We start from the raw sequence: 22,643 nt of genomic DNA, 5'->3' as shown, positions 1-22,643 counted from the left end.
GCGAAAGCTTAATATCGACAAACACAGGAGTAGCGCTGGTGTTTGAGTTATATTTTGTGTCTGTAATGGCATATTTTCAAGTTAGGCTCAGCCAATATCGACATAAGTTAGAAATAATTGATGCAGCATGTTGATAATATCGATTTATATAACTTATAAAAATATAAACAAGCCATTATAGAGCTTAGCGCCAGTCCAACCAGTAGCGATAATCCATCAATTTTTGCTGATCTAGCGTTCTTTTAAAGTGGTAGCTAGGTTGGTTAAGGCATTGAGGACCAATAAATTCTGGCTCAGACCAGCCAACATACCCCCCCATGTAATCACGTTGATAGCCCCAACTGCCACAGGCCAATAAGCTATCATATTGTTGATCGCGCTGACAGACAACGCAGGTTTCAAACATTACCTTAATGGGCTCGCCTTCTTTACCATAATGATCTGAAGCATAAGGGGTATCATAGATCGCCACGGTTGAAGCGCGCATCGGCCTTGTTGGCCAAGGCTTATCGTTAAGATCGTCTGGGCTGGCATGAGTACCGTAGCCATGCTCTAACGGAGAGTGATCATAAAAAGGCTCTTCAAACTGAGGAGGGACATCAATTTGTATCTCTTGCTCATCATCTGATAACTGCAAGTTTGAACGACGAATTTGCAGCAAACGATAACGATCGCAGCGAGCGATATTTTGTTGCTTGAGTCCACCAGTTTGATTACTTAAAAAGTGGATTTCAATGCCGACTCCTGTGGCATTGTCATAAGGCGTATAGGAGGCCCGTTCACGGCCATCATGATACCACTCCTTGGAAAACACTAAGATACCAAGAGGCTGACCTTGAAAGCTGATAGGGCAGGATTTACCTACAAGTAGGTCCTCTGACCAAGCGCTAGAAAGGTCTAAGCAAAGCATGATGAGCACAAAACAGAAACGACAAAACAATCTCATTCATTGAGTTCCTATGTAAGGAATGCCAAGTTACGAGTATAGTCGTGACTGAGAATTTAGAACGAAGAGCAGCAAGATTTGGTGCACTAGCTGCGTGTTGTAGCACTATCTAAAGATAGACGCCAAAGTCTGATGACCTTGACGCCTTGTTAATGATGGCAGGCATTAAGATAGGCTGAATCGACTTAACATTTTGTCCAGTTCAAGGACATTTTCGGCTAGTTGACGGCTTTGCTGGGCACTGCGTGCAGAAAGCTGAACACTGTTACTGGCTCCATCACTGACATGGGTAATATCGCTAGCAATTTCTCTGGTTACTGCGGTTTGTTGTTCTGTTGCGGTAGCAATAGACATGATCATGGCTTCCACTTGAGTGGCTTTGCTAACGATTTCTTCTAACGCGCGGCGAGAACTTTCACTGATAGTCGCGCCTTGTTGTACCAGCTCACAGCTTTCTTGAGAGTTTTTCACTGCGGCTTTGGTTTCACTTTGAATGGCGTTTATAATCTCAGCGACTTCCTTGGTGGCGTTACTGGTGCGCTCGGCTAAATGTCGTACTTCGTCTGCCACCACAGAAAAACCCCGGCCAAGTTCGCCTGCTCGGGCGGCTTCAATGGCGGCATTTAGGGCTAAGAGATTAGTTTGATCGGCAATATCGGTAATTACTTTGATGACAGAGCCTATCTCATCACTGCGTTGGCCTAATTTTACGATACCGTCAGACATGTTCTCAATACGGCTTGCAGTCGTGTGAGCACTATTGACCATTTCATCCATCACTTTGCTTCCAGCAAGCGCTTGATCACCAGCGGCCTTAGCTTCTTGGCTAGCCACTGCGCTTTGTTGGGCTACTTCTTCAACGGTGACACTCATTTCTTCGGCTGCCGTGGCAATTAAATCGGCTTTATTAGCTTGTTCTTCACTAGCGGATTGAACTTGTAAGCTGCTTTGCTCTAATTCATCGCTAGCGGTTTTTACTTGGCTTGAAACACCGCTAATCGCAGTAATCAGTTCACGTAGCGAGAGTTGCATTTGACATACGGAGTTGTTTAAAGCGCTGATTTCATCTTTTTTATTACTGGTTTTCAAAGGGGTGGCTAAATTGCCTTGGGCGATATCGTCAGCGGCTTGGACTAAGGTTTCTAAACGCGTAGTAATAGAGCGAGAGAGTATGAAGGCAATAGTTAATCCGAGTAATACCGCAATCGTGGTAATGATGATTTGGCCGGTTTGCATATCACCTAATGTACCCACTTGCACAGCCATGCCTGAATTGACGTCTTTTACTTCCTCTTCTGCCATGGTTTTAAGTAAGGCTTGTAATACTTCATACAGCTCATTTTCTATTTTATTTAACGTGGTGTAAGCCGCTACTAATTGTTCAGGGGAAGCTTGATTCGGTTGATAAGTAGCAAAGATTTCTTGCTCAAGGGCCTGTTCGTAATCCTTAATGATTTCACCCATGTTAGCCATTTTAGTTCGGTTAGCTTCGGTATCTGACTCCAGTTGAGAAAGTTGTTCAAACAAAGGGTCAAACTCATTACGTAACGACGTGTAGACAGCGGCTTCTTCTGCCTCACCACTTAAGTATTCAAATGCCGTAAGCTCCATTTGACTAAGCAAATTGAGCATGCGTAAGCCAATCATTGCTCCTGGCACATCATCGGTGGCGATATTATCAGCAATCTTAGTTGCATGGTCGACCTTATTCCATGCGATAACACTCATGCCCACCATCATTAATAAGATGGCGCCAAAGGCAAGATAAAGCGATTGTGAGACTTTTAGATTCATAGTGTTCCCCGATACTCGATATATATAACTAACAATATAGGCAATAATCTATGTTGTATCGGGTGTTTGTTAAATTACTAAAGGCAAATTGTGTAATATCTGGCGAAAGTTTGATTTGGCAGGCAAAAAAACTAACAGGGTAGGTGTTTTTAGATAAATAAGAGCAGCCATTAGCTGGCTGCTCGCTTCACCTTAGTCTTTATAAACTTTAGGGTTGAAGAAGTCTCTTAGCCAATCACCAAGTAAATTGATGACTAAGATCAAGCTAACTAAGACGATACCCGGGAATACTGTTATCCACCATGAGCCTGAGAAAATATACTCAAAGCCGATGCTGATCAACGAGCCTAAAGACGGCTGTGTCACTGGCATGCCTAAACCGAGAAACGATAATGCCGCTTCACTCATAATAGCGTTAGCAATTTGTACCGTTGAAATAACCAAAATGGGCGATAAACAGTTTGGCAAAATATGGCGAAACATGATTCGCGGTGCTTTAAGTCCCATGATCAAAGACGCTTCGACATATTCTTTTTTCTTTTCTGCGAGTACCGAGGCGCGAATAGTTCGGGCATATTGCGGCCATTCGGCAATGCCGATAATTAATACCAACATTAAAATGGCATATTGGCTGTACATTTCCGAGCCCATGGCACCTTGAAATATCGCCGATACGATAATCGCGACCATCATGGTGGAAAAGGACAGTTGCACATCCGCAATGCGCATCAATAGGCTATCAATCTTGCCGCCAAAGTAACCAGCAGACAGGCCTATAACAATACCTAAGAAGAGTTGTAAACCAACTGCTAAAATACCTATGGTAAGAGAAACGCGCATCCCATACATAATGGTGCTGAGAATATCGCGGCCTTGGTTATCTGTGCCGAGGAAGAATCGCTCATCACCTTCATCGCTAAATAACACCGGCGGTAGCTCTGAGTCCATGATATCGATGCTTTCAAGAGCATAGGGATCATGAGGGGCGATCCAAGGAGAAGTCAGTGCCACAATCACACAGGTTAAAAATACGGCGAAACTGAGCATCGCGACTTTGTCGCGTAAAAAGTAATACACAAAATCAGATTGTTTGATTTTTTGCCAGCGGCTTAGGCTAGCGGTGACAGCAGTTGTCATAATTTATCCCTTAGCCGTTAAGTTAACCGTTGGGTTGATCAAGCCGTAAAGCAAATCAACAATGGTATTGGTGATAACAAAAATAAGCCCGACCACAATCACGTAAGCGGTGATCACTGGGGTATCGGTGCGTTGAATTGAGTCTAAAAACAAGAACCCTGTGCCCGGCCATTGGAATACTTTTTCCGTTAAGATGGTATAGGCCACCATAGTACCAATTTGTACGCCGCCCACGGTGAGTAGGGGTAATAGGGTATTTTTTAGCGCATGCACATACCAAACACGGCGCTGCGGCAAGCCTTTAGCGTAGGCAAATTTGACGTATTCTGAGCTTAATTGCTCAATCATTTCACTGCGCACTAAGCGAATAAACAATGGCAGCATAATAGAAGCCAAAGCAAAGGCCGGTAAAATAAGATGGGATAAACCGTCTAAGGTAAAAAAGCCAGACTCCCAACCGAGCCAATTAGCCGTTTCTCCGCGACCATAAGCGGGTAACCAGCCGAGCTCAATAGAAAATACATACATCAGTAAAATTGCGGTCAAAAACACTGGGATGGAAATACCGATACTCGAAACGGCCATAATTAACTTACTAAACCAGTTTTTTGGATTAATCGCGCAATATATGCCAAGGGGAATGGAGAGGCAGATAATAATTAAGGTAGCGGCAAACACCAGCTCCAACGTGGCCACTAACCGGTCTAATATGACCTCTAGGGCTGGGCGGTTAAAGGTATAAGAGGTACCAAAATCGCCTTGTACCGCGTTAATCAAAAAACGTTTGTATTGCACCGCAAACGGGTCGTTCAAGCCCATTTCGGTGCGCATTGCTTGGCGCTCGGCTTCTGAAACCGATTGCCCGGTCAGCTCTCGTAATGGATCGCCTAGGTTATCTTTGACAGCAAAGGCCACTAGACTGATGACGAGCATCACTATGGTCGCTTGCACTAACCTTTTCAGTAAAAAGGTAAACATATTACTTCCTAACAGCTCTAAAGAAGGAAAAGAGAAAAGAGGAGGCAGCGCCCCCTCTTGAGTTTTAATGTCGGCACGAGTGAAAAATTTACTCAGCGCACAGCTGGCTTATTCTGCGACCACAAGGTCACCTAAGTAAGGAAACTCCATCACGTTAATTACCGGCTTCATATCGAGCTTTTTGTTCGCGCCCCATGATAGGTTTTGCCAATGTAAGGGTACAAACGCAGCGTCGTTATACAAGGTGGTTTCAACTTGCTTAAGCATGGCAGCACGTTTTTCTGTGTCGGTTTCTACGTTGGCATCGTTCACCAGTTTGTCAACAGCTGGGTTTGAGTAGTAACCACAGTTGTATTGACCCATGCCGGTTTTTTCATCGCGGGTCATGGTTAAAAACTCGGTGAAGTTAGCGCTGTCTTCGGTATCTGCGTGCCAGCCTATCATTAGCATGTCAGCGGCACATTTATCAAACTCTGGCCAATATTGCGCTTTTGGCATTGTCTTCAAGTCAACCTTAATACCGATTTTTGCTAGCATAGACGCCGCCGCTTGAGCAATTTTGGCATCGTTGATGTAACGATCACTTGGCGCGATCATTGAGAGTTTAAAGCCTTTCTCATAGCCTGCTTCTTTCATTAGTGCTTTAGCGCGTTTTAAGTCGTAGCGCACTTCAAGCTCAGGTACATGCCCTAAGTAGCCGGCAGGACTTTGCTGTGATGCGACAGTCGCAAAGTCTTTCATGATTTTTTTCGCGATGCCTTTATTGTTAATGGCATGGACGATAGCCTGGCGTACTCGCACATCTTGCAACGCAGGGTTACTTTTTTGGTTCATCTGAAACGTGATGATACGGGTACCTGGTAGGGTAACCAGCTCAAGGTTTTTAGCGTCTTTGACGCGCTGGTGATCGTTTGGCGCCACTGGTGAAATCATGTCGACATCACCCGATAGCAGGGCTGCTACGCGAGTCGCATCTTCTTTAATCGCCACTAATGTTAGCTTGTCTACGTTGCCTGGTGATTGCTTATCCCAATAGCCGTCAAAGCGCTCAAACTCCCACTTGATGCCTTGCTCTCGGCTTTTTACCACAAATGGTCCGGTGCCAGATAAATGGCCAGAGGCGAAAGTGTTACCAAATTTTATTACCGCGGCTTTGTCTTTATTGTTTTCGTCAACGCCGGTATAAAATTTTGAATCCATGGCAAAAATATAAGTCGCCATCGGAAGCAGTAGCGGGTAGGGCTTAGTGGTGACTAAGTCGATGGTGTAGTCATCGACAATTTTCGCTGAACCAAATACTTCAAATAGGCCTTTGTAGTCGGTACTGCTTTTAAGGCGGTCTAAGGTCCACGCAATATCTTTGGCGGTGAAGTCGTTACCAGAGTGAAATTTAACGCCTTTGCGCAGATGGAAGCGCATGGTTAATGGGTCAATACGCTCCCATTTTTCGGCTAAGCGAGATTCAAATTGCAGATCTTGAGTCCAGCGTACCAGAGGGTCAAAACTCATGTGCGAGAATTGCATCATGCCCCCAGATAGTTGTTCATGAATATCCATTGAGATAGGGTCTGATGCGTAAGCAATGGTGATGTCTGCAGCTTGTGCATTTAAAGCGAAACCGGCCGCAAGCAGGGCTCCTGCAATTTTTGTCAATCCGTATTTCATTTATACGCTCCAATGTTGTTGTTTTGCATTTAAATTTAGGTTTATTGTTGTTCTATCGCTATGTTGCGACTTGGTTGTGCTACTTAATGGTCTAGTTAAGATGATGCAATTTGTAAGTGTGCTTTACTCAAGTTCTCAAACGATGGCATTAGCGAAATTAAGTTTTTACTGTATTCATCTTGTGGTGAAGTAAAAATTTGTTCGCTGTCACCCACCTCAACTAAGCAGCCGTGTCGCATCACACCCACGCGATCGCACATTTGTCTGATCACCGGTAAATCGTGACTAATAAACAGCATAGTGAGGTTTAATTCATCTTGTAAGTCTTTCAATAAATTTAATATTTGCGCTTGCACTGACACATCTAACGCTGACGTGGGCTCATCACAAATTAAGAATCGTGGTCTTGTGGCTAGGGCTCTGGCGATGGAAATACGCTGGCGCTGACCACCGGAAAATTCATGTGGGTATTTAATGCCTGCTTTACGGCCCAATCCAACATGATCGAGTAGGTCGGCCACGATTTGCTCGACTTGTTGATTATTTTCGGCCAGTTTGTGAAAGCGAATCGGCTCAGCAATAATGTCAGCTACCTTCATTCTTGGGTTCATGGAGGTGTATGGGTTTTGAAACACCATTTGCATTTGACGGCGAATTGGTCGGCGCGCTTGCTCATTTTTTAGTGCGGTAAGATCAACGCCTTCAAAAGTTATTTTGCCACTTTGCGGCGCATATAAACCGGCGATGGCGCGCGCGATAGTCGATTTACCACTGCCACTTTCACCCACTAAGCCGAACGTTTCTCCCTCAAAAATTTCAAATGACACATTGTTGGAGGCTTGCACATATTCACGGCGACTGGCAAAAATGGAGTCTTTGGTGGTAAAGCGTAAGTTGACGTTTTCCACTTTGAGCAGAGGGCCCTGATATTCTTTTTGGTCTTGAGATTGCCCCAACCAATGATTCGCTATATCGAGCTGGTGCAATTCTTCTGCTTCTTCGATGTAATTAACCAATGGAAAGCGAACCAATTTGATATCACTGCGCGGCACTGCAGAAATTAGGCTTTTAGTGTATTCATGCTCAGGCGCGCCTAATACTTGGCTAGTGGTGCCCATTTCGACTAGCTCACCGCGATACATCACGGCCACTTTATCTGTCACACTCGATACTACGCCCATATCATGTGTGACTAGCATGCAGCCGACTTGACGCTCTTTACACAGGGTTTTAATCAATTGCAGGATTTGATCTTGAATCGAAACATCCAGCGCCGTGGTTGGCTCATCGGCAATGATTAATTGTGGATTACAAATTAAGGCAATGGCGATCACCACACGTTGGCGCATACCGCCGGAAAATTGATGCGGATATTGCTTAATGCGCAGTTCAGGCTTGGGAATGCCAACGGCATTAAGCATGTCAATCGAACGCTGATAAGCTTCTTCACGGGTTACTTTTTCATTGGCTAACACTGTTTCGATCATTTGTTGTTCAATAGTGAACAAGGTATTCAGCGAGGTCATCGGATCTTGAAAAATAAAACCGATTTTTGAGCCTCGTACCGCGCGCATTTGCTCGCGAGTGAGACCGGAAATTTTTTCACCATTGAGAAAAACATCGCCGTTGGCAATGACACCTGGTGGGCTAAGCAGATCGATCACCGCGTTGCCGATGGTTGACTTGCCCGCACCAGACTCGCCAACAATGCCAACAATTTCTCCTGCTTCAACGGATAAAGAAAGGTCTTTGACCGCTACCATCACGCCATGACGTGAGGGATATTCGATTTGAAGGTGCTGCACTTCAAGTAGTGACATATGCTTACTCTGACTCAATCCTAAGTCCTTTGTTTTTAATATAGGCTATAACTATAGTGAATTAATTTAGCATTATGGTGGGCTAAATTAGAGCTTACTGAATAATATGTAAAGCTGTTTGATCACATATTTGCGACATAAAAATCTAATATATGTGTATAAGAAAGCGGTATTTTTGAGTTTTTTTCAATTTAACAACATTTATATGCATGTGGAAGAGTGAATTTAAACCAATTATTATTCTATGTTTTTGGTTTTATATTCTTGTTTTTATTTGGTGGGTAGTTGTTAAGTCTATAATTTAATTTTCAACCAACTGTATATCTCATTTGAATCTCGCTATCTGAATAATCCTACTTATTTGGTTTTTTCAACTAAGGACATGACTTGTAACGTTCTAGTTAATGAATGATTATTTGTTAGTCTGCGCTAAATTATTCACCTGATTTACTAAATATGCATGGCATGAAAGATAAAATGGATTTATTGTGCCCAAATGATGAGAGCCAAGCTTGGAAGCTAACATTGAATAAACACCAAAATTTTATCGATTTATTGCGCGTTTTGATCCGCCAACCAAGTGTTGTTGGTGCTGAACATTCATTTTTCCGAGTGCTTCAGCGTGAGTTGGAAGAGCGTGGCGCCAAAGTGACTTGGTATGAAGGCCTGCTGGTCGCCCAAGGTAACCAGCCAGATAGCGCCATGTTTTCGGCGCATATTGACCGTCATGGCTTAATTTGCACGGGTCCAAATGAGTTTCAATACGCGGCATTCGTCACTGGTCACCGTTCTGACTTGCTCGGTAATTCAGTCTCTGAAAAGTTAATGACCAAGATAGTGGATCGATTTCGTAACGTACCGTTAACCGCTTATGAGCCTTGGTCTGGTTCATATCGTGGTGCAGGCATGATCAAAAATGCTTACATTTGTGAATTTCGCAATAACCTTATTTTTGAAGTGGAAGGGTTAGAGCATTTAGTGGCAGGCACGCCAGTGGCGTTTACCGATAGCTTAAAAATGCAAGATGGCTTACTCACGGGGCAACTAGATAATGTGATGACAGCAGCGGCATTAGTGCATTTATTTGGTTTAGGTTTCCAAGGCACAGCCTTTTTTACCGCGGAAGAAGAATCGGGCAGCAGTTGGCGCTATTTATTAGAATGGTTTCGCCGCTTTAATGGGGCGACGGATAAGCTAATCGTAGTGGATACCAGCCCGTTTCCTGATCGTGCAAGTTTAGAAGCGCAGCAAGTGGTATTGCGTCGCCGCGATGCTAATGCAAGCTTTAATGAAGCGTTAACGAATCAATTAGAGCAAATGTGTCTCAATAACGGCATAACCTATGCTTATAAAGATGCCTATATTGAAGCGCAAAACAAAATTGCTTTGGCCGAGGGAAGGGAGCCTGCGTCATTAGGCAGCACTGAATTAGGTCGGATCACGGCGGCATCAAATGGTTTCGTTCAAGGCACTACTTTACAAGTCCCAACAATGGGCTATCACACTATGGAAGAGTCGGCATTATTGGGCTCAAGTGACGCATTTTTATCTCTTTTATTAGAATTATCAGGGATCACAACCGAGGGTCAAAACGTTATATGAAGGTACCTGCGCAAATTTTGTCTTTAGTAGAAGACGGCATTGTTGACGAGGTGATAAGCCAATTGATGAGTGGCAAAGAAGCGGCCGTTTACGTCGTTCGTTGCGGTGATGAAATTCGCTGCGCTAAGGTTTACAAAGAGGCAGCGAAGCGGAGCTTTAAACAAGCGGTACAATACCGAGAAGGGCGCAAAGTTCGCAATAGTCGTCGAGCTCGCGCGATGGAAAAAGGTTCGAATTTTGGTCGTAATGAACAAGAAAAAATTTGGCAAAATGCCGAAGTCGATGCCTTATACGCGTTAGAGCGGGCAGGCGTGCGTGTACCGCAGCCTTACGGTTGTTTTGATGGTGTGCTTATTATGGAGCTAGTGACAGAAGAAGATGGCACTGTGGCTTCAAGGCTTAATGATGTCAGTATGTCAGCTGAGCAGGCAATTGAAGACCACCAAGTGATGATTAACTATATTCAACGAATGCTGTGTATTGGCATAGTGCACGGCGACTTGTCGGAGTTTAACGTGTTGGTGGATGACTACGGCCCGGTGATCATTGATTTACCCCAAGCCGTGAATGCTGCTGCTAATAACAATGCGAAATGGATGTTTGAGCGTGATGTTAATAATATGCGCGCTTATTACGGCCAGTATGCTCCTGAGCTGTTGACTACTCAATACGCTAAAGAAATGTGGGCGTTGTATGAAGTGGGCGATTTATCACCCGATACGGAGTTAACTGGTGAGTTTGTCGCACCTGAGCATGCGGCTAATGTAGAGTCGATTTTAGACGAGATTTATGCTGCTCAGCTTGAGGCAGAAGAAAAACAACTCAGTATAGAAGACAATTAGCTGCATAGCTGCAGCCTTTTTGTGATTCAGCAACTGGTGTTTTGCTCAGTAACAAACCAATCGCTATCATTTTTGCACTAAATACCTAAAGCTATTTATTATTACTTTCAATTACTTAATTGCCGCATGCTGGCGGCTTTTTCTTCCTAATGACTTAACCCGAGTTCTGGATAAGTAAACAACATGTTTTTCCTACAAAAACGCGGTAAAAATATTCCTATACGCTTTGCATTTTCATCCTTGAAAACGAAATTTTGCAGTAAAATATATTGTATCCGCTTGTAATTGGCTTAAGCAAAACTGAGGTTACTTACCTTTTTTCGTTAAAAGTCGTCTAATCCCTGTTGATTTAAGGGGCTGAAGCAAACTTTGATAGCACCAGCCAAATCTTGGCACCGTTAATATTTCTGATTCCTAAATTTCCTTTAGCCCTCTGCATTTATATTGCGATTCCAGCCCTGCATTATTTCATCACTCACCGCTAAAGCAGAAAGCCTCAGGCTGCGTCATATTGCTTCATTTTAGGTTAGTTATTGGCGCGGTTTTCAGATCATTAAACGTTAACAATGAGTCATCTTGTTAATGTCAATACAGTTATTGGATAAGAAATAAATAGTTAATATTGCTGCAATAATGATATTAACAGGAAGATGGTTTTGCTAAAGTAAATTTTTATAGTGGTATTCTCTTTTTTGCTTATGCAGGAGTCAAGGTTGTACCTATCAAAGGGTGGAATGCCCTTGCTATATTTGACTGTAATATGTTTTTTTTGAGTTTGTGCTCATTATATGTATTTGTTAATAAAAGATATTTACACATTGATTGAAGCTTGGTTATAAAGCTCATGTGTTCAATATGAGTATCTTTATTATGTTATCTAATGACCCTTGGGTAGAGTCGGTTTACCCTTTTAGTGATCTACAACGCTTGCTCTATAAAGCTGATCCCGATGTGAAAATGGCCGAAGCTGTGCGTCAGTTTGATGGTGTGTTTAGCCAAGACAGGCTAAATAATGCAGTGAAGCACGTTGTTTATAGCCAAGAGATATTGCGGACTAAGTTAGTTTGTGTGTCGGAAACACCGAAGTGGCAGGTTTACCCTGCTAACCACTTTGATCATCATCATTCTCAGTTATGGGAAGTATACGCTTATCCAATTTCAACTCGGCATTGGCAACTCGTATTGAGCTATTCACCGGTATTGATGACAGCCCTTGATGCACAACAGATCTTGGCTGATATCGCCCAATCCTATATTTCTTCTAATGCCATTCTTACTGCTCGAACATTGAAAGCAAGGATCAAGCAAGAAGCATTAGCGCAATGTAAAGTAGCAGTTAAAGATTACTGGCAACGTTGGCTAAAACAGCAAACTTTTTCCACTTCATTTGATAGACAAAGCGGTCAAGGAGCATTACATAAGTCTCGCTTATTATTAAAAGCTCCGGACTGGCCAGCTGAGCAAATTCGAACCCTTTGCTTACTAGCACATTTAAAGGTGGTCGCTACTTATCAAGGCTGCACTCATCCTACTACCTTATATCTAACCAGCCCCTCTGAAATGGATCAAAATAAGCAGTTGTTGCCTTTTAGCTTTGAGTTGCAAGAGAATGACAGGGCCTCTGAAATAGCCAGATTAGAGGTCGCTCTGCAGCAGCATAGTGACGTTGCTTTTCCTGGCTATCAATACTTGTGTGACCAAATTCAGGGGGAGATGTTTGATGTTTGTTTTCACTTCTCTGATGCTAGTATACCGAGTCAATCCATTTATCCGACTGATTTTACTTTTGATTTTATTTATAGCGCGCAAGGCGATATTCATTTAACTATTGCTAGTCGTGGTGGTTTATCCGAGCGGTTTGTTAACAAATTGATGCGCGAGTATCAAAATGTATTACACCAAATGCTGATAGAGCAAAGACCGCTCTCTCAGTTGTCTCTGGTTGCGGACGATGCAATAGAGGGCGCGATAAAAGCACGCTCTTCATTTGCGTTGTTACCTAAAGCACTAGACTTATTTAGTGAACAAGTTGCTTTAGCACCTGAGCAGGTGGCATTGTGCTTCGACCAACAGCAGCTCAGTTATCAAGAGCTTGATCAGTGGTCTAATGCTTTAGCAATAAAAATACAAGCACGTCTGGATGTCGGAGAGCTGAGCGTCGCAGTAATGTTAGCAAGAACGCCGCTGTTAGTTGCATCCTTACTGGCTTGTTGGAAGGCTGGGGTGCAATACATACCGCTAGCAGATAATTTACCCCAAGACCGAGTCAATAATATTCTCAAAGTCTCACAAGCATCACTTTTAATCATCGATGATGCCTTCGATACAAGCGGACTATCAGGTGCCAATAAAACGTTAAAATTAGCAGTGGCGCCTGAATTTGTTACGAGTTTTGAACCTAGTTATCATGAATTGGCTTACACCATTTTTACATCGGGGACGACTGGCCAGCCAAAAGGGGTCAGTATTAGTCATCGAGCCATGTCTAATTTTCTGTTGGCATGTCGGCAAATATTTTCAGGCTCGGCTCTCAATCGAGTGTTGGCACTGACAACCATTAGTTTCGATATTGCGGTATTAGAGTTGTTTTTGCCCCTTATTTCTGGCGGGAGTGTTGTGTTAGCCAATACCGCTTGCGCCAGTCACCCGGAACAACTTGTTGCGCTGATCTCTCAGCAAAATGTCAGCTTAATGCAAGCGACTCCCTCCACCTGGAAAATGATGCAGCTACATGATTGGCAAGGAAAGTCTGACTTAATCATGTTGTCTGGTGGCGAAGCCTTGGACAGCCAATTAGGTTGCTGGTTACTAAATCGAGGTGCCCAGTTATGGAATATGTATGGGCCAACAGAAGCGACAGTTTGGGTCAGTGCGCTACAGCTTAATAAACGTTTATTAGATGTTGATAAAGTTGCGCCAATTGGCGGTTCATTAACAGGATGTAGCATGTTGGTGGTTGATAAGCATAACCGACCAGTACCGCTGGGAGCCAAGGGTGAATTGGTGATCATGGGGGATTGCTTAGCACAAGGTTATTTGAATCAACCGGTACTGACCGAAGAAAAATTTGCTTATTTTCAAACTCAAAGTGGTCCAGCACGTTTTTATCGCACCGGTGATCTAGTCGTTGCAACTGAGCAGGGGTGGATAAAATTTAAAGGGCGCAACGACTACCAAGTTAAGATCCGTGGTTATCGCATTGAGCTAGGCGAAATCGAAGCTCAGATGGCTCAGATTGAAGGGGTTGCGCATGTTGCTGTTGTGGCGACGCCTTTGCAGCGTGGTGATAATAGGTTGGACGCTTATTGGGTTCCTAGTAATGACAAAATTATCTCAGACGCAGAAATAAAAATGCAGTTAGCGCAACAATTACCTGACTATATGTTGCCAACCACCTTTACTCAACTCGCTCATTTGCCGCTCAATACCAATGGTAAAGTTGATAAAAACGAATTACCAGCTCCTTATAAAGTTGTGGATGAACAGGTGCCGCTAACCCGCCAAGGACAACTAATAAAAAAATGCTGGGAGCAGGTGCTTGAGCATCCTGGGTTAGCGCTAACCGACGATTTTTACAGCGTCGGAGGCGACTCCTTGTCGGCCATTATTTTACTGCACGAGCTGAAAAAGCATCAGCTTACAGTTTCACTTGATTTTCTTCAGGAGCATCCTAACTTACTGGATTTCATTAAACATATTCCTTCTATAGGGCAGGAGAGGGGAACTAAGGCAGCGCAGCCCTTTAGCGCTAAGCAATCATTAGAGCAGGAAGAAGCGGTACTGCTGTCCAATAATTGGTGGTTCTTTCAACGTGCGGATTTAAATTACTGGAATGCGCCATATTTGTTTGTAATGCCAAACCATTACAGTGCGGAAGAGATACACGCTGCGGTTGATTTTCTGGTCTGTCATCATCCTGAATTACGTGCAAATTGGTATCGTCATGAAAACGGTTGGAGCAAGCGATATGTCAACGTTGCACAAATGGCTGAATATTGGCAGCAGCATGATTGGCAACAAAAGCAATGGTCAAAAGATGAGTTAGCAGAAGCAATTACGTCACATTGCAATCAAATGCAGCCCAGTCTCGAGCTAGGACAATGTTTGTTTAGAGTGAGTTTTATTCGAACACCTGCGGGGTTTGAAAACCGCTTATTTATGCTCGCACATCATTTGCTCATTGATTATTTTGGTTGGCAAGTATTAGCGCAAGACCTTAAGACAGTATTGGAGCAGATAAAAGCACAGCTGCCCCCTCATTTAGGTACGCAAACAACATCGGTTAATACCTTAGCTAAGTTACAACAGCAAATGTTACACAGTCCTGACACGTTATTATTTATGCAGCAGTACCTTGAGCAAAACTGGCACTTATCGCAGCCTGATCCGTACCGTAAAACGGTACCGGAACAAGCTACAACTGACATTAAAAGTATTGAAGTCGCGTTGCCAGATAAGAGCTGCAAGATGTTTGAATCTTTAGCGAATCAGACTAGTCGTAACTCGGCGACAAATATAGAAATGTTAAGTTGTGCTTTAACGTCTGCTTACTGTCGATGGAGTCAGCACCAAGCCTTGAGCTTGAATTTAACGCATCATGGTCGTCAATTTAATCAAGAAATGGGCGTGGATTTAGCCCGTACCGTTGGTTGGGTTAGTCAGTATGTCAACGTGTTGCTTGATTTTAGTCAAGCTGAGCATATTGAACAGCAGATCGCTACAGTGAAGCGCGCCTTTAAACTTATTCAAGGCAAAGAAAGTTTACCTAGCTTACTGCTTGCTCAACATGCTGAGCGTGCGTCTTTCAAGCAAAAGACGCAGCATCAATTAGAGCTTAACTATATTCCTCGTCAATCTTCGCAACGGCAAGACCAATTTGTGCGCGCGCCAGAGTCGACAGGGCAACCAGATGGTCCTATAGCGGCAAATATTCCTGCATTTGTTAGGGTTTGGCATCGTGACCAACAATTAGTGCTCACACTCTCCTTTAGCAAAAACTACAGTACATTTGATATGCAACGGCTACTGGATTTTTTTGCGGATGACCTAATTTCACTACTTAATTTTAACCAATCAATACTCAAGGAGACCTGTGATGTTTAAGGCGGGAGATCGACATTTTATTAAGGCATTATTGGTGATCTCATTGCCGCTAACCTTACAGTCCATCATGTTTTCATCGAAAGGGTTAGCCGATGTTTTAATGTTAGGGCAGCTCAGTGAGGCCAGCCTAGCAGGCATCGGGGTTGCAACGCGTGCATTTTTTATTGCTACGTTTGTGCTATATGCCGTCGCTTCTGGTGGTGGGGTGCTATTGGCGCAATACTGGGGGAAGCAAGATCACTCCGGCTTTACGCGTACCATGGCGCTCACCACATGGGCTTCTTTACTAGTGGCAATGCCCTTATTTGGCGTGTTTTACTATTTTCCTGAATGGGTGGTCAGCTTAGCCAGCTCCGCACCGGAAGTCATTGAGCAGGGCGCCATATATTTAAAAATAACGGCCGCCCAGTTAATTGTGATTGGTGTGGTATCTAGTTTTGCAGCAGGCTTGAGATCGATACATAAGGCTAATATTAGTACTACTTTTAGTGTCTTAGGCTTATTGCTGAATATAGGTCTGAACTACGTTTTAATATTTGGTCATTTCGGTGTTGAAGCGATGGGGATTGAAGGCGCTGCTTGGGCAACATTGCTAAGTGCATTTTTCGAGTTGTTATGCTTGATTGCATACACCTATTGGCGTCGCTACGCGGTAGCATTCTCATTGACAGCGCTGAAAAATTTGCCTCAAGGCGAAGTATCTAGACTGATGAGATTATCTGTGCCTATTGCCTTAAATATGATGGCGTACGCAGGAGGTCTGTTCACTTATAGTATTATTTTTGGTCGAATGAGTACCGAAGCGCTGGCTATCTTTACGCTGATGAGTCCAATCGAGTCTATTGCTATTTCATTATTAATCAGTAATGCGTCTGCGACTGCTGTGTTGCTAGGTAATGAGCTTGGCTCAGGAAAAACCGAAAACACATATCGCCACTCTTGGTTAGCAGTGACTTTTAGTGCGGCTTGTGCGGTGGTAACTGCTGCTATCATGCTCGCGAGTGCAGACTTAGTTATAGGTAGTTTTGAAGGGCTTAGTGCTGCAACCATCAGTGTTGCTCATCAACTGTATCCTATCTTAGCCATAGGTATCATTATCCGTAGCTTGCCTATCACTATGATTATAGGGGTACTGCGCTCGGGTGGTGATAACACATTTTGTCTTTATCAAGATGTGATTGCGCAATGGGTCATTGGTATTCCCACTGTTTTGATGCTGGCATTTTATTTTGAAGCCTCTTTGCTATGGGTGTTTGCCGCTATTTTTGTCGAAGAAATCGTCAAGATAATGGGCTCTGTCTACCGTATTAGCAGCCGATTATGGATGCGCAACCTTATTAGCGATGAAAGCGGTACAAATATTTCCACCACCACTGTTGAGGCTGCATGATATGACAGGGTTCCTATATAGAGCTAAGCCCCCAACTTAGTCCCGTCGTCAAGTAATACAGCCGTTAAGAGCGGTATAACCCAACGTAGCACAACGATAACTGAGCAATATTGCCTTCAGTGGTTGGCTACGTCCAAACATTCTCTAACTAAGATAAAACCTGTACAAAAAGGACCAAATAATGAGTAAACAATACCGTACCTTAGGCCATATTCCTTACACCAGTGCCGATGCCGAGTCATATTATGGCCCAGTAAAATTCCATACCATGGAGAAAAAATTACCGCTTCGGGTGTTGTCGGAAGAGGATTGGGCCTTTTGGCAAGAAAACGGTTACGTGGTCATTAAGCAAGCGATCAGTCGTGATGCTGCTTTAGCCACCTTAGATTTTAGTTTTGATTTTCTGGGGTACAGTAAAACGGATCCTGATACATGGTATCAATTACCGGATTTTAAAACCGTACGCCAAAGTGAAACTCATGCGATTGGATTAATGGAGGCATATCATCATCAATTACTTTGGGATAACCGTCAGAATCAACGCGTGTATGATGCATTTGTTGATGTGTGGGATACGGATGAGTTGTGGGTGAGTTTAGACCGAGTGAATATGAATCCACCTAATATTCGCAATCGCAAAATTAACCCGTTCATACATTGGGATATCAATACCACTGAAAATCCTATGCCATTACGGATCCAAGGCGTGCTGGCCATTAATGATTCAAGCCCTAAACAAGGCGGTTTTCAGTGCATTCCGAGTTTATTCAAGGAATACGATGAATGGGTAAAGACGCAACCGGAAGATCGTAGTCCTATTATTCCTGAGTTAAGTGCCCATCATAAAATTATTGTGCCGCAACTTGAGGCTGGAGATTTGTTAATTTTTAATGGGTTATTAGCGCATGGCATTGCAGCAAACTTTACTGAAAATGAAATGCGAGCGATTCAGTATATGGCGATGATGCCAGCCATTGAGGAGCACCAAGATTTGATTAATGAGCGCGTTTATTCATGGGCAACGAACAATACGCCCACCTGGAATGAGTCCTTAGTGGGCGATCCCGTCAAGCATGAGAAAGAACGTTACGGGCAAGCTAGCCTTACACCTCTGGGTGAAAAACTACTGGGTAAAACATCTTGGCAAACAGGAGAATCACTGGTTGATGTTAACGCGTTACTTGAAGAAAAATCAAAAGATGGGCGCACTCCTGAAACGCTTATGGTTAAAAAGGAAACGGAGTCAGCATGATCAACAAAAGACGGATTTGTTTAGCTATGCCGACAAACAGGGCATGTGCCGAAGCAATTGAGGCTATCGTGAGGGAAGCCAATTTTGCTGTGCATCGGTGTGGTGTTGAAGTGATATTATTAATTGCAGATACGGCGGCGGATGATGCTTTGGTCATCAATAAGCAAGCGGTTTTGCGTCAACAGACGCTGACTGTGCCGGGGGTGAAATTAATACATTTAGACCGTGAGCAACAATTTACCATTCTCCACAATGTGACCCGGCATTTGAGCAATGGTGAAAAGATTGTACAGCAGCTTTTACCGCGGGATGCGTCTTATGGTGCGGCAACTAATCGGCTATTTATCTTTGCTGAAAGCTACGGTTGCGATAGTGTCCATCGACGAGACTCTGACAGTGGTTATCAGACAAAAGAGGGCGAAGAAGTCTTTCCGATTGAGCATGAAATCGCCTTCGCTAAGCTGGATGTATTAGAAAGTAGCTGGCGAGTAGAGCAATCTTTATCGGCACAACATCTGCCTGAGCAGCCAATATATATAAGTGGTGCCTCATTTGTGGGCGAACGTTCGGTTGATGTTGAGCCACTATTGGAACGGAGTGAATCAGCTTTTTACGATGTTTTAGGTTTAATGTGTCCGCTGCAATTTAGCCAACAACAAAAACAGTTATTGGTGCAGAATGCTTTTAGCAGTAAGGCCACCGCTTTTGAGAAAGATAAGGTTGAATTGGTGCAAGGGCAGGCCGTTAACATAGACATGTGTAATATTTGTTTTACAGATATTTACCGCTTGATACCTTTGCCTAATTGCAGTGAAACCATCGGTGCGGATTATTTTTACTTGCAATTGATGAAGTATGAAAAACTGACGTTTGTGCAACATAATCGACATATAGACAATTTTTATACACCTGAGCGGCGTACTGTCTCTGGTCGGGTTATTTACCAACTAAGGCTCGTTAATTATTTACTTTATATGAGCTTTAATCATGCTTTGTTTGCGTATCTAAAGCAATCAGGGCAGTTGGTATTAAATGTTAATGGGGGAGCAGCTCCCGCAAATGAGGTGCTGTTACAAGCCATTAAAGCCGTGCAGCCCACGTTGAGTTATGAGCTAAAACAAAAATTAGATCTGATTATCGCAGCTTACGAGCCGTTGGGTGATGAATTTACTCAAACCGCTTTGTTTATTAAGCAAAGTCAGCAAAGTATGATCAATAAGGTGTTGTCGGATATTAATGCTTTTGCTGATCTCGTTGAAATTTGGCCAACTATCATAAGTAATATACAGGGTAACCTTGAGATTGCCGCTTAGTTGATAAGTAACCCAAATTATTTAGCTAACGGAATTTTTGGGACAACATAATCTCGATTCAGCGATAAAGGTTGAACTAGAGTGGAGGTTAATGATTTAAAAGGAGTTAACGTAGCTACGCACCAGAGTGATTAATCTTACTCTGGTGCTTTTTGTATTCGGCGGTAAATTTTAGCGAGGTTAACCGTCAATGAAAAAATAACCTAAGTTAAACCAGCTGAGCAAAGGTTGGTAGTATTTGCTTTGTAAGATCTTTAACATGGCTATTTGGTTACAACCAGCTTGGCATAAGCTTTGATAATCAGACCAAACGTTACTATCGACCTGATATTGTAACCCGTTGACAAATACGCTGTTCGGCAGCTGTGTCAGGTAGATAAACTTTAGTCCCGCCACTTTTTCTGCATTTTCACCTGCTGCTAAAGCTTCAATTAAGCTAACCTGATCCCACTGCTCTTGTTCCGCGAGCGGTAATATGTCCAATTCATGATTGGAGCTGGAAAAGTGCTGGCCAAAAAAAGGCAAGATGACATCGGGTTGATTAACTAAATCACTTAATAGCGCCGTGAGCTTATTAGTTTCATGGGCGTTTATTTCCCCGTAATTTTGCTCTGCCCTTAGCTCTGGATCACTGTAACGGGTGTAACTGCGATCTTGCTGCAATAAGTGGTCGGTAAAATCGTTGAGTAGCTCTTTTTGGTCCGGGGCGCGAAAACCCACGGAGTAATTAAGTGAGCTTTCAATTGCGTAGCCTTCATGAGGACAGCCGGGTGGAATATAGAGAATATCACCAGGCTCCATCACCACGTCGATACAGGCTTGAAATGGGCCGCAATGCTTAAGGGCTTGGTCGGACGTAAACTCTTCTAGATCTTGTTTTTCACCAACACGCCAATGGCGCTTACCTTGGCCTTGAATAATGAAAACGCAGTATTGGTCGATATGGGGGCCTACGCCACCTTCTGGCGTTGAGTAGCTGATCATCAAATCATCAAAACGCCAATTGGGAATAAATTGGAACAGTTCAACCAAGTCGCCACAAGGTGGATGCCAATGGTTAACGGCTTGATTGAGTAACGTTGCGCCATTATTTTCCAGCGGACTAAAATCGGTAAAAGGACCACACTGGGCCTGCCACTTACCATCTTTGCGCATTACCATGCGAGATTGCACTTCTTCTTCCATGGCCAGTCCTGCCATTTCTTCGGGGCTGATCAGATCACTAAAATTGGCAATGCCTTGTTTGATAAACAACGGCTTGCGTTGCCAATAGGTAGATAAGAAGTGATTAATATCCAGCTGTAATTGCATGGTCATACGAGTAAGCTCTTTAGATTGTAGAGACAAAAAAGCCGCGCCTAGAAGACTAGTTGCGGCTTATTAATAGTGCGATTAAGTCGCTTAAAGATCGTCTGTTAATTTCACCGCGATACCGATGTAATTCGCAGGCGTTAATAGCTTAAGTTCAGCTTTTACTGACTCAGGTAATTCTAGTGTATCAATAAACTCAGCGATGCCTTGTGCGTTGACACGTTTACCACGCGTGAGCTCTTTTAGCTTCTCGTATGGCTTTTCAATACCGTAACGACGCATAACGGTTTGAATTGGCTCAGCCAATACTTCCCAGTTGCCGTTTAGGTCGTCAGCCATATTCTGCTCGTTGGCTTCTAACTTGCTGATGCCTTTCAAGCTTGCTTCGTACGCAATCACAGAGTAACCAATCGCTACACCTAAGTTACGCAATACCGTTGAGTCGGTCAGGTCACGTTGCCAGCGAGAAACCGGAAGTTTCGCCGCAAGGTGATCAAAGATGGCATTGGCTAGGCCTAAGTTACCTTCCGAGTTTTCAAAGTCGATAGGGTTAACTTTGTGTGGCATGGTTGATGAGCCAATTTCACCCGCGATAGTTTTTTGCTTGAAGTGGCCTAGGCAGATGTAACCCCAAATGTCGCGGTCAAAATCAAGTAGGATAGTGTTAAAGCGCGCAATGGCATCGAAGAATTCTGCGATGTAATCGTGTGGTTCAATCTGCGTGGTATAAGGGTTGAAAGTTAGCCCTAGGCCAGTAACAAACTCTTCGGCAAACTGTTCCCAGTTGACTTCAGGGTAAGCGCTTAGGTGGGCGTTATAGTTACCTACCGCGCCGTTAGTTTTACCTAAAAATTCAACCGCTTTAATTTGTTTTACTTGGCGCTCTAAACGAGCCACTACGTTAGCCATCTCTTTACCTAACGTAGTGGGAGAAGCAGGCTGACCGTGAGTACGAGATAGCATGGGCGTATCGCGGTATGTTTTCGCTAGGCCGCGGATAGCGGCAACGATTTTATCACAGTAGGGCAATACCACTTCATTACGCGCTTCTGTCAGCATTAAGCCGTGCGAAGTGTTGTTAATGTCTTCAGAAGTACAAGCAAAGTGGATGAACTCAGAAACCGCATCAAGTTCAGCATTTTGCGCTACTTTTTCTTTTAAGAAGTACTCAACCGCTTTGACGTCGTGATTGGTGGTCGCTTCAATGGTTTTAACGCGTTGAGCGTCTTGTTCTGAGAAGTTAGCAACAATGGCGTCTAAAATAGCATTGGCATCAGCGCTAAATGCTGGTACCTCTGCAATCCCTGTGGTAGCGGCTAATTTTTGTAACCAGCGAACTTCTACCTGCACTCGGTATTTAATGAGTCCAAATTCACTAAAAATTGAACGTAAAAGTGCAGTTTTACTGCCGTAACGGCCATCGACCGGAGACACAGCCGTTAGTGCTGAAAGTTCCATTGCTTACTCCTGTTTGCATATGTCAGCTGAGC

14 protein-coding genes are annotated in these 22,643 nt (G+C 43.6%); 6 read left to right on the top strand and 8 right to left on the bottom strand.

What is annotated here, in order from left to right; translation table 11 throughout:
• Positions 1–184 precede the first annotated feature (184 nt).
• The 6 genes from Q4519_RS09125 to Q4519_RS09100 all read right to left on the bottom strand — a co-directional run bounded on the left by Q4519_RS09125 (position 185) and on the right by Q4519_RS09100 (position 8,340).
• Positions 185–946 carry a hypothetical protein gene (locus tag Q4519_RS09125; protein WP_303511723.1) on the bottom strand — a complete coding sequence of 254 codons (762 nt, stop codon included), beginning with the start codon at positions 944–946 and terminating at the stop codon, positions 185–187.
• Positions 947–1,111: 165 nt separating this feature from the next.
• A complete protein-coding gene (locus Q4519_RS09120) occupies positions 1,112–2,740 on the bottom strand; it encodes a methyl-accepting chemotaxis protein (RefSeq protein WP_232800540.1) in 1,629 nt (542 codons plus the stop codon).
• 192 nt (positions 2,741–2,932) lie between these two features.
• Complete coding sequence (locus tag Q4519_RS09115; protein WP_232800541.1) at positions 2,933–3,877, bottom strand: ABC transporter permease; 945 nt, start codon at positions 3,875–3,877, stop codon at positions 2,933–2,935.
• Positions 3,878–3,880: 3 nt separating this feature from the next.
• A complete protein-coding gene (locus Q4519_RS09110; RefSeq protein WP_232800542.1) occupies positions 3,881–4,855 on the bottom strand; it encodes an ABC transporter permease in 975 nt (324 codons plus the stop codon).
• A 108-nt stretch (positions 4,856–4,963) separates the two neighbouring features.
• On the bottom strand, positions 4,964–6,520 hold the full coding sequence (locus Q4519_RS09105; RefSeq protein ID WP_303511719.1) for an ABC transporter substrate-binding protein: 1,557 nt from the start codon (positions 6,518–6,520) through the stop codon (positions 4,964–4,966).
• A gap of 95 nt (positions 6,521–6,615) precedes the next feature.
• The gene (locus Q4519_RS09100; RefSeq protein ID WP_336623444.1) at positions 6,616–8,340 is read right to left on the bottom strand and encodes an ABC transporter ATP-binding protein; all 1,725 of its coding nucleotides are present in this window, start codon (positions 8,338–8,340) and stop codon (positions 6,616–6,618) included.
• Between the two features lie 465 nt (positions 8,341–8,805).
• Here Q4519_RS09100 and Q4519_RS09095 point away from each other — a divergent pair, with 465 nt between their 5' ends.
• The 6 genes from Q4519_RS09095 to Q4519_RS09070 all read left to right on the top strand — a co-directional run bounded on the left by Q4519_RS09095 (position 8,806) and on the right by Q4519_RS09070 (position 19,842).
• Positions 8,806–9,942 (top strand): peptidase M42, encoded by a 1,137-nt coding sequence (locus Q4519_RS09095; protein WP_232800545.1) that lies wholly within the window; start codon positions 8,806–8,808, stop codon positions 9,940–9,942.
• Positions 9,939–10,784 carry a PA4780 family RIO1-like protein kinase gene (locus tag Q4519_RS09090; protein WP_232800546.1) on the top strand — a complete coding sequence of 282 codons (846 nt, stop codon included), beginning with the start codon at positions 9,939–9,941 and terminating at the stop codon, positions 10,782–10,784. Before Q4519_RS09095 ends, Q4519_RS09090 begins: the two co-directional genes overlap by 4 nt.
• Before the next feature lie 855 nt (positions 10,785–11,639).
• Positions 11,640–15,887 carry an amino acid adenylation domain-containing protein gene (locus tag Q4519_RS09085; protein WP_303511716.1) on the top strand — a complete coding sequence of 1,416 codons (4,248 nt, stop codon included), beginning with the start codon at positions 11,640–11,642 and terminating at the stop codon, positions 15,885–15,887.
• Positions 15,880–17,277 carry an MATE family efflux transporter gene (locus Q4519_RS09080; RefSeq protein WP_303511714.1) on the top strand — a complete coding sequence of 466 codons (1,398 nt, stop codon included), beginning with the start codon at positions 15,880–15,882 and terminating at the stop codon, positions 17,275–17,277. Before Q4519_RS09085 ends, Q4519_RS09080 begins: the two co-directional genes overlap by 8 nt.
• 181 nt (positions 17,278–17,458) lie before the next feature.
• Positions 17,459–18,529: a phytanoyl-CoA dioxygenase family protein gene (locus Q4519_RS09075; RefSeq protein WP_303511712.1), complete on the top strand. Its 1,071-nt coding sequence runs from the start codon at positions 17,459–17,461 to the stop codon at positions 18,527–18,529.
• On the top strand, positions 18,526–19,842 hold the full coding sequence (locus Q4519_RS09070; RefSeq protein WP_303511710.1) for a DUF6271 family protein: 1,317 nt from the start codon (positions 18,526–18,528) through the stop codon (positions 19,840–19,842). Before Q4519_RS09075 ends, Q4519_RS09070 begins: the two co-directional genes overlap by 4 nt.
• A gap of 180 nt (positions 19,843–20,022) precedes the next feature.
• Here Q4519_RS09070 and Q4519_RS09065 read toward each other — a convergent pair whose 3' ends face one another.
• Both Q4519_RS09065 and purB read right to left on the bottom strand, forming a co-directional pair.
• On the bottom strand, positions 20,023–21,189 hold the full coding sequence (locus tag Q4519_RS09065; protein WP_303511708.1) for a cupin domain-containing protein: 1,167 nt from the start codon (positions 21,187–21,189) through the stop codon (positions 20,023–20,025).
• Positions 21,190–21,243: 54 nt separating this feature from the next.
• A complete protein-coding gene (gene purB, locus Q4519_RS09060; RefSeq protein ID WP_303511706.1) occupies positions 21,244–22,611 on the bottom strand; it encodes an adenylosuccinate lyase in 1,368 nt (455 codons plus the stop codon).
• Positions 22,612–22,643: the final 32 nt, after the last annotated feature.

It is taken from the genome of Motilimonas sp. 1_MG-2023, assembly GCF_030547455.1.
In the GTDB taxonomy this organism is placed as follows: domain Bacteria; phylum Pseudomonadota; class Gammaproteobacteria; order Enterobacterales; family CBDFNC01; genus Motilimonas.
This window is presented reverse-complemented; position numbering and strand designations above follow the sequence as displayed.

What these genes read in the sequence shown, in the direction of transcription:
- Q4519_RS09080 (WP_303511714.1), top strand. Translation starts at nt 15,880, where the DNA reads ATGTTTAAGGCGGGAGATCGACATTTTATTAAGGCATTATTGGTGATC.
- Q4519_RS09090 (WP_232800546.1), top strand. Translation starts at nt 9,939, where the DNA reads ATGAAGGTACCTGCGCAAATTTTGTCTTTAGTAGAAGACGGCATTGTT.
- purB (WP_303511706.1), bottom strand. Translation starts at nt 22,611, where the DNA reads ATGGAACTTTCAGCACTAACGGCTGTGTCTCCGGTCGATGGCCGTTAC.
- Q4519_RS09075 (WP_303511712.1), top strand. Translation starts at nt 17,459, where the DNA reads ATGAGTAAACAATACCGTACCTTAGGCCATATTCCTTACACCAGTGCC.
- Q4519_RS09120 (WP_232800540.1), bottom strand. Translation starts at nt 2,740, where the DNA reads ATGAATCTAAAAGTCTCACAATCGCTTTATCTTGCCTTTGGCGCCATC.
- Q4519_RS09085 (WP_303511716.1), top strand. Translation starts at nt 11,640, where the DNA reads ATGAGTATCTTTATTATGTTATCTAATGACCCTTGGGTAGAGTCGGTT.
- Q4519_RS09100 (WP_336623444.1), bottom strand. Translation starts at nt 8,340, where the DNA reads ATGTCACTACTTGAAGTGCAGCACCTTCAAATCGAATATCCCTCACGT.
- Q4519_RS09110 (WP_232800542.1), bottom strand. Translation starts at nt 4,855, where the DNA reads ATGTTTACCTTTTTACTGAAAAGGTTAGTGCAAGCGACCATAGTGATG.
- Q4519_RS09095 (WP_232800545.1), top strand. Translation starts at nt 8,806, where the DNA reads ATGAAAGATAAAATGGATTTATTGTGCCCAAATGATGAGAGCCAAGCT.
- Q4519_RS09125 (WP_303511723.1), bottom strand. Translation starts at nt 946, where the DNA reads ATGAGATTGTTTTGTCGTTTCTGTTTTGTGCTCATCATGCTTTGCTTA.
- Q4519_RS09070 (WP_303511710.1), top strand. Translation starts at nt 18,526, where the DNA reads ATGATCAACAAAAGACGGATTTGTTTAGCTATGCCGACAAACAGGGCA.
- Q4519_RS09115 (WP_232800541.1), bottom strand. Translation starts at nt 3,877, where the DNA reads ATGACAACTGCTGTCACCGCTAGCCTAAGCCGCTGGCAAAAAATCAAA.
- Q4519_RS09105 (WP_303511719.1), bottom strand. Translation starts at nt 6,520, where the DNA reads ATGAAATACGGATTGACAAAAATTGCAGGAGCCCTGCTTGCGGCCGGT.